This window comes from Novilysobacter antarcticus (assembly GCF_019802285.1).
Lineage (GTDB): Bacteria > Pseudomonadota > Gammaproteobacteria > Xanthomonadales > Xanthomonadaceae > Novilysobacter > Novilysobacter antarcticus.
In genome coordinates, this window is the sequence record NZ_JAIEUJ010000001.1 from 528,475 (window position 1) to 544,997 (window position 16,523).

A 16,523-nucleotide genomic window follows, 5' to 3' on the forward strand; every position below is an offset into this window, starting at 1 on the left:
GCCCCTGTCTCGTCTCACATTTTCCCTATACCAGGGGTGCGAATTACTCGACCGCGATGGTGCCCTTCATGATGGCCGAGTGGCCGGGGAAGCTGCAGAAGAACTCGTACGGACCGTCGCCCTTGATCTTGCTGACATCAAAGCTCACGGAGGTCGTCTCGCCGCCGCCAATCATCTTGGTGTGGGCAATGACGCGGTCGTCGCCAGCCTTCACGTAGTCGTTCTCGATGCCGGCGCCCATGCCGTCAGCGGCGACCTTCTTCATGTCCTCCAGCTTGGTGATGACCACGTTGTGACCCATAGCGGCGACTGGCATCTTGCCAGTGTGCTTAAGGGTGATCTTGAACTCGCTGCACGACGCAGGAACGGTGATCGACTTGACGTTGAACTGCATCGCGTCATTGCCTTCGATCTCGGTCGCGCAATCGGTGACCACTGCCGCGCCGCCGGCGGGTGCTGATGCCGTGGTGGAAGCCGGGGCCGTTTCGGCGGGCGTCGTGCTGGCCGGAGCTGCGGTCTCAGCCGGCGCAGTTGTCGCAGGCGCAGTGCTCGCAGGCGCTGCCGGAGCCGGTGGAGGCGACTTGTCACCGCAAGCGGCGAGGGCCAGCGCACAGGCAGCAGTCAGCAGGGTAATTTTGACATTCATTGGAGAATCTCCGAGGGGTAGATAAGTACATGGTCGGCGCGCACCGCTTTGCATAATGTGAAGGTGCGGCCCGGCAGACAGCTTACGCTCACTGGCAAGCGGGTCTCAAACGCGGCTGACGCGCATTCAGGGTTGACGCATCCGCAGTGAGATCTGTGAGATGCGCTCAACAACCCGGGCCATGGCGGCTGCGGCTTCGTCGAACAGTTCGCCGTCGGCGGTCGCCATGACGGTCTCGAGCATGTCCGCCATCGCCTCGAGCGGCCTTTGCGCATCCACCAGCAGGTGTCGCGGATCTTCCTTGGCGGGCAGGTCGGAAGTGTCCGCCGGCGCGGTGGTCGCCGGGGCTGCAGCAATCGGCGCTGGCGCAGTGCCGGCCGGGATGGCGCGCTCCAGCAAGTCCGCACTGGCGGCATCACCCGCACGCCGCAGTCGCGGCGCCAACGCAAGATGCTCGGCAGCGATGGCCGCTTCCCGCTGCGCCAGCGCGTCGCGCAGCATCGCGACCGAATCGATCTCGACCGTCTCGGGTCGGGAGGGGCGTCGCTCGCGGTGGTAGGCCCGGCGCCTCCATTTCCGCAGCAACGCGGCGTGGCGCAGCTCTTCACCGCCGAGCTTCTCCGCTTCTGCCCTGATCTCGTCATTTTCCGCGTGTGCGGCGAGGTATGCATAGAAGGAAAATGCGCGCTCCTCGTTCTCGACCGCCAGAGCGAAGGCCCGATACGGCGTCAGCAGCGCGCTACCGGCCACGTTGTCCCAGGAGCTGGACAGGTCGGCAGGCAGTTGCCATTCGAAATCTTCGGCGGATACGTCGGGCTGGCCCACCGACGTCGCCCACCGATCCACGGCCTGAACGTGGCTCTGCTCTTCTTCCAGCATCACCCGGAACGCGGCTGCGGTGGAAGTCTCTCCACGGCTTTCCATCAACTCGGCGAGGAACCTGTAGCGACGGACAGCCTCGTCCTCGATGGCCTTGGCGATGCCCACCAGGGTGGGCATGTCGACGACGTCGATGTCGGGATCGTCGCGCAGCAGTGATCGCCGGCGCGCGTACTCCATCGGGCTGACGCGCCGCTGGTCGGGGGTGTTCTGGGCGAGCGCCAGCGGCTCGCGCGATTCGTTGTCGGTAAGCGTTCGACTCATGACGGAAGCCTCGGATATACTCGCCGCGAAAGGGCTGTCGCGAGACGTGCCTGCGACAGCACGGATTCAATCATCCCACAAGCACCCCGGGGTTGGATTTTGAGACATCCCGCAAGCGTGTCATGGCGAGCCGTCCTTGCCATTGTGCTGTTCGCGGCACTTTCCTGGCTGCCTGCCAGTGCGCAGAAGGCAGCCACTTTCGATACGTTTGTGAATCAGGTGGCACCCGGTGAGGTTGTTCCCGGCGCCGACCGATTCGGACCCACCCAGCAGTCTCCACCCGTCGCCCAGGTGTTCCGCGGCGACGAGCTGGTCGGCTATGCGTACCTGAACTCGCAGTACGTCAACGCTGACGGCTACTCCAGCAAGCCAATCCACATCATTGTCGGGCTGGATACGACTGGCACGATCGTCGGCGTCAAGATGGTGGCCCACAGCGAACCGATCGTCCTGATCGGTATTCCTGAAAAGCGCGTGGTCGACTACATGGCCGCGTTCATCGGCTACAACCCGTTGAAGGCAGCGGCGGACGGCAGCGGCCCCCCGCGGGTCAACCTGGTCAGTGGTGCGACCGTCACCGCGCTGGTCATGGGTGAAAGCATTACCCGCTCAGCTGTGCGCGTGGCCCGGCTGCTGGGCCTGGGCGGCACGGGTGCAGGGGGCCGTGGCGCGGAGGCGGGCACTCGCTCCATTGACGCAGGCGCCGGTGAACTCCAGGGATGGCAAAGCCTGTTGGAGGAGGGCGGCGTCAAGCACCTTCATCTGACGGTGGGCGAGGTCAACCGGAAGTTCCTTGAAAGCGGCGATCCTGTGGCGGCAAAGTTCCCACAGGCGGGTGCGGCGGACGAACCCTTCATCGACCTGTATGTGGCATTGGTATCGCAGCCTGCAATCGGTCGCAGCCTGCTGGGTGACAGCGAGTACGCCAGCATGCAGCAGATGCTGGCACCCGATCAGCAGGCCATCCTGGTGGCCGGGGACGGAATCTACTCGTTCAAGGGCTCGGGCTATGTGCGCGGCGGCATCTTCGATCGCATCGAGTTGATCCAGGGCGCGGAAACCATCCGCTTCCGTGACCAGTTGCATCGGCGCGTGGGCGCAATTGCAGCGGAGGGTGCTCCGCCGCTCAAGGAAATCGGAATATTCATCATTCCCGAGGGCAGCGAGTTCGACCCGGCAGCGCCTTGGCGCCTGCAATTGTTGGTACAGCGCGCGACCGGCGCGCTCACCAAGGTGTTCGAGTCCTTTGATCTTCCGTACGCGATTCCGGCGCGCTACACCAAGTCGGATTCGCCGGCGGTCGCAGAGTCTGGACCTGGGCGGGGAGCCGGTGTCGGCCCCGGCGCGGGCCCTGGCCCTGGACCCAGGGCGGGGCACGCGTCAACGGCGGGCCAGGCCGCGGTCGGAATGGGCGGCACTACCGCGGATGCCAACCAGTGGTTCGACGAGGAAGACGAAGGCGACCCGCTGTGGAAGCGGATATGGCAGAGCAAGGTCGTTGCCATCGCCATGCTGGGCATCATGCTCGTCGTCCTGACCCTGATCTTCTTTTTCCAGGACGCGCTGGTAAAGCACGAGAAGGTGTATGACCGTGTTCGTCTCGCCTACCTTGCAACCACGCTGTTCTGGTTGGGCTGGGTGGCACAGGCGCAGCTCTCGGTGGTCAACGTCCTGACGTTCTTCAGTTCGCTGCGCTCGGGCTTCAACTGGTCCTCGTTCCTGATTGATCCGCTGATCTTCATCCTGTGGTGCTCGGTGGCGGTTTCGCTGCTGTTCTGGGGCCGGGGTGCGTTCTGCGGGTGGCTGTGTCCTTTCGGCGCGCTGCAGGAGCTGAGCAACCGGATCGCGAAGGCTCTCAAGGTGCCGCAACTCAAGATTCCCTGGGCGGTTCACGAGCGCCTGTGGCCGATCAAATACATCATCTTCCTTGGTCTGTTCGCCGTGTCGCTGGGCTCGCTGGCATTCGCCGAGCAGCTGGCGGAGGTCGAGCCGTTCAAGACGGCGATCATCCTGCACTTCATGCGCGAGTGGTGGTTCGTCCTGTTCGCGGTGTCCCTGATCGTCGCCGGTCTGTTCGTTGAGCGCTTCTTCTGCCGCTACATGTGCCCGCTGGGCGCGGCGCTGGCGATTCCCGGGCGCATGCGGATGTTCAACTGGCTCAAGCGCTACCGCGAATGCGGCAATCCTTGCATGCGTTGCTTCAAGGAGTGCCCGGTGGAGGCGATCCATCCGGAAGGTCACATCAACCCGAACGAATGCATCCAGTGCCTGCACTGTCAGGTGCTTTATCACAGCGAGCAGAAGTGCCCGGTCAAGATCCAGCGCAGACTGAAGCGCGAGAAGCGCGAGGCGTTCGCCCAGCGCATTCCCATTGAGGTCCTGCCCGACAAGGAAGGACCCGCCGCCCAACCTGACGCCGTGACCTGAACCCGCCGCGTAGACATCCATCCCCGTACCCCGCTTCAACTGGAGAGAACGAACGTGACTGACGACAAGAACAAACCCATCAGCGAGGCATCGGACAAATCGGGCATGCCGGATTCCGGCCGAAGGGCCGTGTTGACGGGCGGCGTCATGGCGTTGACCGCCGGCGTTGCGGCAACAGGTTTTCTGTCCGGCTGCGGCGACAGGAGCGCGGCGCCGGCCGCCGGTGGTGCAGCCCCGGCCGGGTCGCCGCCCTCAGGTGGCAAGAACGCCACTGCCGATGCGATGGCCAAGACGCACATCGCACCGGGCGAGCTCGACGAGTACTACGGCTTCCTCTCAGGCGGACAGAGCGGCGAGATGCGCATCCTGGGCATACCGTCGATGCGCGTGCTGATGCGCGTCCCGGTGTTCAACCGCTGCAGCGCAACCGGCTGGGGTCAGACCAACGAAAGCCTCAAGATCCTCACGGAGGGGCTCACCCCGGAGACGAAAAAGTTCCTGGAAAGCCGCGGGGGCACCTACATCAACGGTGACCTGCATCACCCGCACCTGTCGTTCACCGATGGCGCGCACGACGGCCGTTATCTGTTCATGAACGACAAGGCGAATACGCGTGTTGCGCGGATCCGCTGCGATGTCATGAAGTGCGACAAGATCATCGAGCTGCCCAACCAGCACACCGTGCACGGCCTGCGCTTGCAGAAGTACCCCAAGACGGGCTACGTGTTCTGCAACGGTGAAGACGCCGTTCCGATCCCCAACAACGGCATGAATCTGGACGATCCGTCCGAGTACCGCTGCATCTTCACCGCGGTTGACGGCGATACGATGGAGGTGGCCTGGCAGATCATCGTCAGCGGCAATCTGGACAACGTGGATTGCGATTATCAGGGGCTGTACGCATTCTCCACCTGCTACAACTCCGAAGAGGGTGTGACCCTCGCCGAGATGACCGCAGCGGAGCAGGATTGGGTAACGGTTTTCGACCTCAAGGCTATCGAGGCAGCGGTCAAGGACGGCAAGGCCGAGATGATCAACGGCGTACCGGTGCTGGACGGCCGTAAGGAAGCCAACTCGCCGTTCACCCGTTACATCCCCGTCCCCAACAGCCCGCACGGCATCAACACCGCTCCTGACGGCATCCACGTGGTGGTCAATGGCAAGCTCTCGCCGACGTGCACCGTGTTTGACGTGCGCAAGTTCCCGGACGTCTTCTCCGGCAAGATCAAGCCGCGCGACGCCGTTGTCGCCGAGCCCGAGCTGGGCTTGGGCCCGCTGCACACGGCATTCGACGGCCGTGGCAATGCGTACACCACGCTGTTCATCGACAGCCAGATCGTCAAGTGGGACATCGCCAAGGCCGTGGCCAAGTTCAACGGCGAGGATGTCGAGCCGATCATCCAGAAGCTTGATGTGCACTACCAGCCGGGCCACAACCACACCTCGATGGGAGAGAGCAACGAAGCCGACGGCAAGTGGCTGATGTCCCTGAACAAGTTCTCCAAGGACCGGTTCCTCAACGTTGGACCGTTGAAGCCTGAGAATGACCAGCTGATCGATATCTCCGGTGACGAGATGATCCTGGTCCACGACGGCCCGTCCTTCGCCGAACCGCACGATCTGGAGATCATCCACCGCTCCAAGATCAACCCGGTAAACGTCTGGGATCGTGGGGACGTGATGTGGGAAGACGCGCGCAAGCAGGCCGAGGCCGACGGCGTCGACCTGGATGCGGCCGCCGACGTGATCCGTGACGGCAACAAGGTGCGCGTCTACATGACCTCGGTCGCGCCGACCTTCAGCGTCACTGACTTCAAGGTCAAGCGTGGCGACGAAGTCACCGTTTATGTGACCAACAAGGACACCGTCGAGGACCTCACCCACGGGTTCACGATCGTCAACTACGGCGTGGCCATGGAAGTCGGCCCGCAGGCGACCGCTTCGGTGACGTTCGTCGCCGACCGTCCTGGCGTCTACTGGTACTACTGCCAGTGGTTCTGCCATGCCCTGCATATGGAAATGAAGGGGCGGATGCTGGTCGAGGCCTAACCGGTTGGCGAGGGAGAGGCGTTCAATGGTTCGGCTCCGACCATGGCGCCCGTTGGGCCGAGACGCCTTTGTCGTCGGGATGGCCGCGCACGCACTGGCGTGCGCGGCCATCGCCGTGGGATTCCTGGCGCTGGTGCCTGCGGCTTACGCCGCAGAGCTGAGGGTCCAGCCCGGTACGTCCTTGCAGCCGGTTATCGAGGCTGCGACGCCGGGCGACACCATTGTGCTGGCTGCCGGGCGCTACGACGGGCCTTTGCTCGTCGACCGGACACTGTCGCTGGTTGGTGAGCCCGGGGCCGTTATCGCAGGCCCGGGTACCGGTAGCGTGGTTACGGTCACGGCGCCGGAGGTCCAGATCCGGGGGATAGAGATCACGGGTTCCGGGCTGGACGTACCGGCCATGGATTCGGCGATCCTGGTACAGGAATCCGCGCCGCGTGCCGACATCCGCGACAACCAACTGGTCGACAACCTGTTTGGCGTCTATCTGCATGGAGCTGCTGGCTCGCTCGTGGAGGACAACGTCATCACCGGGCGGAAGGACCTCCGTCTCGCAGAGGCCGGTAACGGCGTGTCCATATGGAACGCGCCGGATGCCAAGGTAATCGGCAACACCATCAGCCACGGCCGCGACGGGATTTTCGTCAAGGTCAGCAAGCACAACACGTTTGAGAACAACACGTTTTCGGATCTGCGCTTCGCGATCCATTACATGTACACCCACGACAGCCGGATCGTGGGCAACCGCTCCCGAGGCAACCATGTCGCGTGGGCGATCATGTACTCCGAGCGCCTGGAGATCCGCAACAACGTGTCCGACGACGACCGCGACCACGGTCTCATGCTGAATTCAACCAACGCCTCGGAGGTGGTCGGCAACACCGTCCGGGGCGGTGGGGAGAAATGCGTCTTTGTCTACAATGCGAACGTCAACCGGATCGTCGATAACTGGTTCGAAGGCTGTCCAATCGGTATCCATTTCACCGCCGGGTCAGAGGGCAACGTCATGACCGGCAATGCGTTTGTGGCCAACCGGATGCAGGTCAAATACGTGGGAACGCGTTACCTCGACTGGACGTCTGAAGGCCGTGGCAATTACTGGAGCGACAATCCAGCTTATGACCTGGATGGCGACGGCATCGCCGATCGGCCGTATCGACCGAATGACGTGATGGATGAAATCCTGTGGACGCTGCCTCAGGCCAAGGTGCTGGTCAGCAGCCCGGCCGTTCAGATGGTGAAATGGGCGCAGGCGCGTTTCCCGGCGCTTTATCCCGGTGGCGTCGTGGACAGTGCGCCGTTGATGCGTCCGCCACAGATGACCCGGCCGGACGCACTATGAGCGCGATTGCACAGTGGGACGGCGTGACCAAGCGCTACGGCAGCGTGGTTGCGGTGCAGGACGTGAGCTTGGCGTTGCATCCCGGCGAGGCGACCGCGCTGGTAGGCCACAACGGCGCGGGAAAGACCACCCTGATCAAGCTGCTTCTCGGTCTTATACGACCCGAGAAGGGCGCCGTGCGTGTGTCCGGCATTGATCCGGCTGGCGCCCAAGGCGCCGACGCGAGGCGTGCGCTGGGCTTCCTGCCCGAGAACGTGGCCTTCCACGGCGCAATGAGCGGCAAAGAGCTGATGGCCTTCTATGCTGGGCTCAAGGGGCATTCGACCAAGCGCAACGAAGAGCTTCTGTCGCTGGTCGGCATCGCCGACGCCGCCGGTCGCCGCGTGTCGACTTATTCGAAAGGGATGCGCCAGCGGCTGGGCATCGCCCAGGCCTTGATCGGCGAGCCGCGCCTGCTGCTGTTCGACGAGCCGACCAGCGGCCTGGATCCCGCCTCGAGGATTGACGTTTTCAACACCATCGACATGCTCCGCGGCAGCGGTGCGACGGTGCTGGTCAGCACGCACGCCCTGGCTGAAGTCGAAAACCGGGTGGACCGCGTCGCAGTCATGCATCGCGGCAATCTGTTGGCGGCCGGGACCCTGGAGGAATTGCGCGAAGGGGTTGTGCCTGACGTCGGGCTTCGGGTGCGGGTGCGCAACTGCGACACAGAACGTTTGCTTGCCGCGCTTCCTCCGGGGATCGAGTGCCAGCAACGTGCTGATGACCTCCTCATGTTGCGAGTGGCGGCCGCGGACAAGATGGCCGCGTTGCGTGCGCTGGCCTCGATGGGTGAGGCGGTCGAAGATATCCAGACCGTGACGCCTGGACTCGAGGATCTGTACCGGCGTCTGGTCCAGCAGGAGGCAAGCACGGCATGAATGTCTTCAAGCTTGCAATGCAGGAAATACGGGCAGGATTCCGCAACCGCTGGGTGGTGGCGACCACGCTGCTGTTGGCTGCGCTGGCCCTCTCGCTGGTATTGCTGGGCAGCGCGCCAACCGGTGTGGTCAAGGCCGATCCGCTGGCCGTGGTGGTCGTCAGTCTGGCCAGCCTGACGATCTTCCTGGTGCCGCTGATCGCCTTGTTGCTGTCCTTCGACGCGATCGTCGGTGAGCAGGAGCGCGGGACGCTGATGCTGCTGCTGTCCTATCCGATTTCGCGTTGGGAGGTGATCCTCGGCAAGGCGCTGGGGCAGATCTGCATCCTCGGGATCGCGACGTTGCTCGGCTACGGTGTCGCGGCCGGCGCGCTGGCACTGAAAAGCGAAATCGGGGCGCCGTCCTGGGGCGCCTTCGGAGCCATGGTGCTGACCTCGATCATGCTTGGCGCTGCGTTTGTGTCGATGGGCGTCCTGGCGAGTGCGATCGTTCGCGAGCGCGCCACCGCCGCCGGGTTGGCGGTCGGCATCTGGCTTTTCTTCGTGCTGCTCTATGACACGGCGCTGCTGGGCATTCTGGTTGCCGACCAGGGCAGGCATGTGACCCAAAGCACTCTGGATCTGGTGTTGTTGCTCAATCCGGCCGACGTGTACCGGATATTCAACATGACCGCGAGCGACAGTGTTGCCATCTATAGTGGATTGGCCGGCCCCGGAAATGTGGCGACGCTGTCACCGGCGGTTCTGTTCGCTGTACTCGCCGCATGGGTAGTGGCGCCATTGGCGCTGGCCGTACTGGCCTTCAGGAGAAAATCGGTATGAGGATCGGGCGGATGACATGGGTCGGGATCGGCCTGGCAATGCTGATGCTGGCAGCGTGTGACAAGGCGGCGCCGGAATCGCCACCTCCAGCGCCCGCCGAGGTCTCTGATGAGGCGACCGGCCACTACTGCGGCATGCTGCTCGCCGACCACGAGGGACCCAAGGGCCAGATTCACCTCGCCAGCCGGGATGATCCGCTGTGGTTCTCATCGGTGCGCGACACCATCGCTTTCCTGCGCCTGCCCGAGGAGGCCAAGGATGTGGTGGCGGTCTACGTCAACGACATGGGAAAGGCGCAGCACTGGGAGCAACCCGAGGCGGGCACCTGGGTGGACGCGCACGCGGCGTGGTTCGTCCTTGACAGTTCAATGCGTGGCGGCATGGGCGCCAATGAAGCGGTGCCGTTCGCGATCGAATCGGCGGCCGAAGCCTTTCGTGTCAAGCACGGCGGCACGATAGCCAGGCTCGATGACATTCCTGACAGCTACGTACTTGGTCCCGTGGATTTGTCATCCCCCATGCCGGGCATGGATGCGGGTGGGACGGCGCCGGCGGGTCAGGATGGGCCCGCCAAGGGCCACGACCCTGCGGATGCCCATGAGCATCCGCAGCATCCCGAAAAGTGAGGATTCCCCGATGGTGAATCGCCGACGTTTTCTTTCGATCGCCGCCACTTGCGCGGTTATGGGTTCCATGCCGGTGCGGCTGGCGCTCGCTGCGTCCACGCCGGCAGTGGTGCCAACTGTCTGGAAAGGCTCGGCGATGGGCGCGCTGGCGTCGATGACGCTGGTCCACCCCGACCGAACTTACGCCCAGTCGATGATCGCGCGCTGTGTGGCCGAGATCGATCGGCTTGAATCGGTTTTCAGCCTGTACCGACCCGATTCCGCCTTGTCCCGCCTCAACGCAGCGGGCGAGCTTGCGGAGCCGCCGTCCGAGCTGGTCGAGTTGCTCTCATTCAGCCTGTCGCTGGCGGAGCGCAGCAAGGGTGCGTTCGACCCGACCGTCCAGCCACTGCTCAGCCTCTATTTCGAGCACTTCGCCACGCCGGGTGGGTCGCCTGCGGGACCATCGGCGGCGGCCATTGCACAGGCGCGTCAGCGCATCGGGTTCGCCGATGTGGAAGTGGACCCGCGCCGGATCCGTCTGGGGCGCCCTGGCGCAGCAATCACCCTCAACGGGGTGGCACAGGGTTTTGTTACCGACCGGGTTGCCGAACTGTTGCTGGCCAATGGCTTCGGCAACGTGTTGATCGACCTCGGGGAAGGGCGGGCGCTGGGACGTCGTGCGGATGGCCAACCTTGGCGCGCCGCTGTTGCGGACCCGGCCAGGCCTGACCGCACGCTGTTCGAACTGACACTCGGGAGCGACCAAGGGCAGAGTCCGGCGCTTGCAACCTCTGGTGGGTACGGGACGCGCTTCGGCACCGATCCACTGGTCCATCACCTGCTGGACCCGCATAGCGGACGCAGCGCCAACCATTACGGATCGGTCTCCGTGGCCGCGCCACGTGCAACGCTCGCCGACGGGCTTTCAACGACGCTGTCCATCGTGCCACCGGCCGATCGATCGGCGCTGCTCGCAGACTACCCGCGGGCGCGCGCATGGTTTGTCGACAACGCCGGTCGCGTGACCGGTCCTGATGGCGAGCGGGTGATCCAGGCTTAGTTCTTGGGGCGCCTCCGCTGCGCGTCACTGGGGAATACCCCAGTTGTGCGGCCCAAAATGAGTTCCTACGCTGATGGCACCCCAATGCCGCGTGGAGAGAACGATGGCCGACATCCAACAGATTGCCTCCGACGTTCTCGACAAGGGCGACCGTTTCCTACGCGTTGACGACTACGAAGCGCGGATGGACTATTTCGCGCAGGAGCTCGAAAAACTCGACCCCTCTGCGCGGGCGGCGTTGTTTGATGAGGTTCTGGAGCAGGACTCCGGCGCGCCGATGTCGTGGTTGACCACCGAGAGGCTGGACACTCTGGTATCCGAAGGGCGCATCACGTCGCAAGAGCGCAGCGCGGTTATGGATGCATTCGGCCAGGCGTATGTCGACGGCGATATCGACCTGGTGGAGGCGCTGCAATTCACCAATATTTTCGGTAGCGGTGCGATCGGGCCAATGGGGATGATGTCGCCGGCGTCGGACCAGCTGGAAGCCCTCATGCAGACATTGACGGAAAGCAACAGCAGCTATTCGTCAGAGTTTATCGAGAAGTTCGCGTCCGACGTCCTGACCCAGCGCGTGTTGGCGGAACCCACAATGTTCTCGCCGACCGAGCAGGGCGCCTATGTCGGCGTGCTGCTCAACGCCCTGTCGCAGTCCGGCGGCAGCACAGCCGTGCACAACGTCGTTTCGCAGTTGTCGCCGGAGCAGCAATCCGCGGTGCGAAGCGCTGCCGGCGGCGAGGGGCTGACGTTCGGAAACCCGGCTTACGACGGCGCCGGTGTGCGCGACCCGATGGCGATACTCACCGAGGCGGTTTCGCGTCACGGTACGTCGGCGGAGGTTCTGGACCTGGTGAAATATGCCGGCGCACACTCCAGCGGCAACGTTCTGGAGAACCAGTTCCTCGACCACGACAACAAACCCTATGACCAGCGCGCCGAAGCGCTCGGTGAGCTGTTTGAAACCCATTCGGCCACGATCCTCAGTGACCTCACCGTCGCCAATCCGACCCAGACATCCGGGTCGAGCAATGATCGCGCGACGGTGGTCGGCGACAACCTCGCCGCGCTTTCCAACCTGGTACGACTTACGGGCCTCAACCCCGACAACAGCCATTCGGCGGCGGTCATGTCGGCGCTTGGTGATTTCTCCAGCGAGAATATCCGGGTGGGCAACATGGCGGAAAATACCGACGCCAACGGCGATGGGCGCATCGACGATGCCGATATCCAGGCCATTGATACCGGCAACGGCCGTACAGCCATGATTGGCGCGGTCCTCCAGGACGCAGTGAGTTCGGGCTACGTCGACCTGCGCGCCGACCAGGCCGCGCGCGAGGCGTTTCTGGGTTTCGTGATTGACGTGGCGGTCTCGGCGATTCCCGTCGGAGGCAAGTTTGCCGGCAAGGCGATCACCGAACAGGTGTCAGCGGCACTTGGCGGTTTGAACGAGCAGGCGCGCAGCGCCATCACCGATGCACTGGCCGCCATCCCCACCAAGCTGTTGACCGATGCCCAGGGCCAGCTGACGGCCGAGGCCAAGAAGGCGATCATTGATGCGTTGCCTACCGACTACCAGTATCTGGAAGGCATCAAGGAGCAATCGAACGGCTTCATTGAGAACACGATCCTCGGGAGCACGGTGCGCGACTACCAGATCACTGAATCGATATCCGATTACCGTGGTTACATCGATAATTCCAAGGGACGCTGATCTACCGCGCAACGCCGCAACGTCAATAGCACAGGCCCCGTTCGCGGGGCCTTTTGCTGTCCGATCCACACTGGCGGGGACCGGGACCGGTGTAGAGTGGCCGCGTTTCGATATCAGGAGCACGCCGCATCATGAACACAGATTTTTCGTATCCCATCGGTACGCCCGGAACGCCCTGGGGGCCGGCCGAGATCGCCCAATGGCGCTCACAGCAGAAGGTCCAGCGCAGCTATGCGGAGGACGTGCTCAGCAAAATCGACCGGCTGCGTGAGCGCTTCGACGTCGAGCAATACGGGCAGTTGGACTACGGGTCGGACACCTACCCGCTCTACGCGGTCCGCAGCCGCCACTGGAACGATCAGCTTCCCAGCGTGCTGGTGACCGGCGGCGTGCATGGCTACGAGACCAGCGGCGTCCACGGTGCATTGCAGTTTCTCGATCAGCATGCCTCGGAGTACGAGGGCCGGGTGAACCTGCTGGTTGCCCCTTGCGTGAGTCCGTGGGCGTACGAGCGGATCCACCGCTGGAACGTGGACGCGGTGGACCCGAACCGTTCGTTCGTCAGCAACAGCCCGGCACGCGAGTCCGCGGCGATCATCGAACTGGTCGCACCCTTGCGCGACAAGCTCCTGGTGCACGTTGACCTCCACGAGACCACCGACACCGACGAATCCGAGTTCCGTCCCGCTCTGGCAGCGCGTGACGGCGAACCGTCCGAGCCCGGCGAGATTCCGGACGGTTTCTACCTGGTGGGTGACAGCGAGGATCCGCAGCCGCAGTTCCAGCAGGCGATCATCGACGCGGTGGCGAAGGTCACCCATATCGCGCCGGCCGATGCGCAAGGCCAGATCATCGGCACCCCGATGGTGGCGCCGGGCGTGATCAACTACCCGGTGAAATCGCTGGGCCTGTGCGCCGGTGTCAGCAACGCGCGCTACCGGACCACCACCGAGGTGTATCCCGACAGCCCGCGGGCGACCCCGCAGCAGTGCAACGACGCTCAGGTCGCGGCAGTTCGCGCTGCGATTGATTACGCGCTCGCCCAGCAAGGCTGATCCGAGCGCCGGGTGCGGCGCATCTCCGGCAGCCAGCCGCCGCCGCCGATGACGTCGCGCTGACGCACGCACTGCTCCACTGACGGCTCTGCCGGAGGGCATCGTGGAGCGGGGTGGGTTCTGGCAAGCACGTCCGAACTGATGGTGAATACGCCCGACGGGCTGTACTGTCCGGCCGGCGATTTCCATGTTGATCCCTGGCGACCCGTGCCCCGTGCGGTGATCACGCACGGTCACGGCGACCACGCCCGCACCGGCATGGGCTGCTACCACGTGGTCGATGCCGGCCTGCCGATCCTGCAGTGGCGCCTGGGTGATCAGAACTACCAGGTCCATGCCCACGGCGAGCGCTTCCAGCTTGGCGAGGCGACCGTCTCCTTCCACCCGGCGGGCCACGTGCTCGGCTCGACCCAGGTGCGTATCGAGGCAGATGGCCAGACTTGGGTGTTGTCGGGCGACTTCAAGCGCGATCCGGATCCGACCTGCGTGCCATTCGAAGTGGTGCCCTGCGATGTATTCGTTACCGAATCGACGTTCGGTTTGCCCGTATTCCGCTGGCCACCGGCGTCGGACGTGGCGCGCGACATCGTGGCGTGGCGCGAGGAATGTGCAGCCAACGACGAGGCCGCCATCCTCTACTGCTATGCGTTGGGCAAGGCGCAGCGGGTGTTGGCAGAACTGATCGCCCACACCGATCGTCCCGCCTGGCTGCACGGCGCGATCGACGCCGGCGTCCAGGTGTACCGCGCGGCCGGCGTGCCGATGCTGGAGACGCGAAAAGTCGCCGACGAGGCGCGCGGGGCGGATTTCGCCGGCGAGTTGATCATCGCTCCGCCGTCGGCCGCGGGAAGTGCGTGGACGCGCGGGTTCCGCCACGCACAGCAGGGCTTTGCGTCGGGCTGGATGCGGATTCGCGGCAACCGGCGTCGGCGCAACTACGACCGGGGCTTCGTGCTCTCCGATCACGCCGATTGGCCGTCGCTGCTGCGCACGGTGCGCGAAACCGGCGCACGCCGGGTGATTGCGACCCACGGCGACACCGACGCGCTGGTTCGTGTGCTGCGTGAGTCCGGTATCGACGCCGGTGGATTCCAGACCGCCTATGGCGAGGAGGACTGATGCGGCGTTTTGCGGCGCTGTACGAGCGCCTCGACCGGACAACCGGCACCAGCGACAAACGCTCGGCGCTGGCGGAGTATTTCCGCTCCGCGCCGCCCCACGATGCGGCGTGGGCGCTGTGGCTGCTGGCCGGGGGCAAGATTGGCGGAACCCGCGCCCGTATCGCCAGCACCGGAGAGCTGCGTGCCTGGGTCGCCGAGGAGAGTGGCAATCCCGCCTGGCTGGTCGAGGCCAGCCACCACGCCGTTGGTGACCTGGCGGAAACGCTGGCGTTGCTCCTCGATGACCCGGCGCACCCCGGTGAGGATGTCGGTCTGGCTGAATGGGTGGAGCAACGGCTGGTTCCCGTCGCCAATGCCGAGCCCGAGCAGCGGCGCGAGGTCGTGGTGTCGGCGTGGCGCAGCCTGTGTTTTCGTGAGCGGCTCGCCTTCAACAAATTGCTGACGGGTGCGTTGCGGGTCGGCGTTTCCGCCGGACTGGTGCAAAAGGCGTTGGCGGAGTCGTCCGGGGTGGACGTGGCGCGGATAGCGCAGCGGATGCTTGGGCGCTGGACGCCATCGGCGGACTTCCTTGCCAAGCTGCTCTCCGAGGATGTCCTGCCCGGAGATGCAGCGTTGCCATACCCGTTCTTCCTGGCCTCGCCGCTGGAAGGTCCGCCCGGGGAGCTCGGCCCGGTGTCTGAGTGGATCCTGGAATGGAAGTGGGACGGCATCCGCTTGCAGCTGATCCGTCGCGGTCCCGACATCGCACTGTGGTCGCGTGGCGAGGAACGCATGGACGGGCGCTTTCCGGAAATCGAAGCCGCCGCGGCCGAACTTCCGCGCGATGCCGTGATCGACGCGGAGCTGCTGGCCTGGCGCCCGGATGACGACATGCCGTTGCCGTTCTCCGCCCTGCAGACCCGGATCCAGCGCCTGAAGCCTGGGCCGAAGGTACTCGCAACGACGCCGGTCCGGGTGACGGCGTACGACCTGCTCGAGCTGGACGGCGAGGACCTGCGCGAGCGTCCGCTGGACGAGCGACGCAACATCCTGAAAGAGCTGCTCGAGGCGGCCGACCACCCTGTATTGCAGGTGTCCCCCGAGGTTGACGTTGCCGACTGGGAGCACGCGGCGGAACTGCGCGAGCGATCCCGCGAGCTCGGTGTTGAAGGCCTGATGCTGAAGCGACGCAACTCGCCCTACCGGCACGGACGCAAGCGCGGTGACTGGTGGAAGTGGAAGGTCGATCCGCTTTCCGTCGATGCGGTATTGATCTACGCGCAGTCAGGCTCCGGCCGGCGCAGCACGCTCTACACCGACTACACCTTCGCCCTGTGGGACGGCGACGTATTGGTGCCGGTCGCGAAGGCCTATTCGGGGCTCACCGACAAGGAGATCCTGCAACTGGACCGGTGGATCCGCGGCAACACGCTGCAGCGGTTCGGTCCGGTGCGTTCCGTACCGGCGGAGCAGGTGTTCGAGATCGCCTTCGAGGGCGTGAACCTTTCAGCGCGGCACAAATCGGGGATTGCCGTTCGCTTCCCGCGGATCGTTCGGTGGCGGTCCGACAAGCCTGCCGCCGAGGCGGATCGGGTGGATACGTTGCGGGCACTGGCCCGGTGAGCGCGGCTCCTCTTCAAG

The 16,523-nt window shown here is 64.5% G+C and carries 13 protein-coding genes; 11 read left to right on the top strand and 2 right to left on the bottom strand.

Features of this window, described 5'->3' with window-relative positions; genetic code table 11:
* Positions 1 to 43 precede the first annotated feature (43 nt).
* A complete protein-coding gene (gene azu / locus KZ491_RS02500; RefSeq protein WP_222564271.1) occupies positions 44 to 646 on the bottom strand; it encodes an azurin in 603 nt (200 codons plus the stop codon).
* Positions 647 to 772: 126 nt separating this feature from the next.
* Positions 773 to 1,789 (bottom strand): ferritin family protein, encoded by a 1,017-nt coding sequence (locus KZ491_RS02505; RefSeq protein WP_222564272.1) that lies wholly within the window; start codon positions 1,787 to 1,789, stop codon positions 773 to 775.
* A 210-nt stretch (positions 1,790 to 1,999) separates the two neighbouring features.
* Here KZ491_RS02505 and KZ491_RS12870 point away from each other — a divergent pair, with 210 nt between their 5' ends.
* The 11 genes from KZ491_RS12870 (at position 2,000) to KZ491_RS02560 (ending at position 16,505) form a co-directional block, all read left to right on the top strand.
* Positions 2,000 to 4,216 (top strand): 4Fe-4S binding protein, encoded by a 2,217-nt coding sequence (locus KZ491_RS12870; RefSeq protein ID WP_222564273.1) that lies wholly within the window; start codon positions 2,000 to 2,002, stop codon positions 4,214 to 4,216.
* A 54-nt stretch (positions 4,217 to 4,270) separates the two neighbouring features.
* Positions 4,271 to 6,265: a TAT-dependent nitrous-oxide reductase gene (gene nosZ / locus KZ491_RS02515; RefSeq protein ID WP_343225515.1), complete on the top strand. Its 1,995-nt coding sequence runs from the start codon at positions 4,271 to 4,273 to the stop codon at positions 6,263 to 6,265.
* Positions 6,266 to 6,290: 25 nt separating this feature from the next.
* Complete coding sequence (locus KZ491_RS02520; RefSeq protein WP_222564274.1) at positions 6,291 to 7,607, top strand: nitrous oxide reductase family maturation protein NosD; 1,317 nt, start codon at positions 6,291 to 6,293, stop codon at positions 7,605 to 7,607.
* Complete coding sequence (locus tag KZ491_RS02525; RefSeq protein WP_222564275.1) at positions 7,604 to 8,527, top strand: ABC transporter ATP-binding protein; 924 nt, start codon at positions 7,604 to 7,606, stop codon at positions 8,525 to 8,527. Before KZ491_RS02520 ends, KZ491_RS02525 begins: the two co-directional genes overlap by 4 nt.
* A complete protein-coding gene (locus KZ491_RS02530; RefSeq protein ID WP_222564276.1) occupies positions 8,524 to 9,348 on the top strand; it encodes an ABC transporter permease subunit in 825 nt (274 codons plus the stop codon). The genes KZ491_RS02525 and KZ491_RS02530 overlap by 4 nt, the downstream gene beginning before the upstream one ends.
* Before the next feature lie 38 nt (positions 9,349 to 9,386).
* A complete protein-coding gene (locus tag KZ491_RS02535) occupies positions 9,387 to 9,974 on the top strand; it encodes a nitrous oxide reductase accessory protein NosL (protein WP_222564277.1) in 588 nt (195 codons plus the stop codon).
* 10 nt (positions 9,975 to 9,984) lie between these two features.
* Entirely contained in the window at positions 9,985 to 11,016 is a 1,032-nt protein-coding gene (locus tag KZ491_RS02540; protein WP_222564278.1) for an FAD:protein FMN transferase, read from the top strand.
* Positions 11,017 to 11,119: 103 nt separating this feature from the next.
* Positions 11,120 to 12,727, top strand: coding sequence for a hypothetical protein (locus tag KZ491_RS02545; RefSeq protein WP_222564279.1), 1,608 nt, complete (start codon positions 11,120 to 11,122; stop codon positions 12,725 to 12,727).
* A gap of 131 nt (positions 12,728 to 12,858) precedes the next feature.
* Positions 12,859 to 13,782 carry a M14 family metallopeptidase gene (locus KZ491_RS02550; RefSeq protein ID WP_222564280.1) on the top strand — a complete coding sequence of 308 codons (924 nt, stop codon included), beginning with the start codon at positions 12,859 to 12,861 and terminating at the stop codon, positions 13,780 to 13,782.
* 141 nt (positions 13,783 to 13,923) lie between these two features.
* Positions 13,924 to 14,901, top strand: coding sequence for a ligase-associated DNA damage response exonuclease (locus tag KZ491_RS02555; protein ID WP_222564281.1), 978 nt, complete (start codon positions 13,924 to 13,926; stop codon positions 14,899 to 14,901).
* Entirely contained in the window at positions 14,901 to 16,505 is a 1,605-nt protein-coding gene (locus KZ491_RS02560; protein ID WP_222564282.1) for an ATP-dependent DNA ligase, read from the top strand. Before KZ491_RS02555 ends, KZ491_RS02560 begins: the two co-directional genes overlap by 1 nt.
* The last annotated feature ends 18 nt before the right edge of the window (positions 16,506 to 16,523 follow it).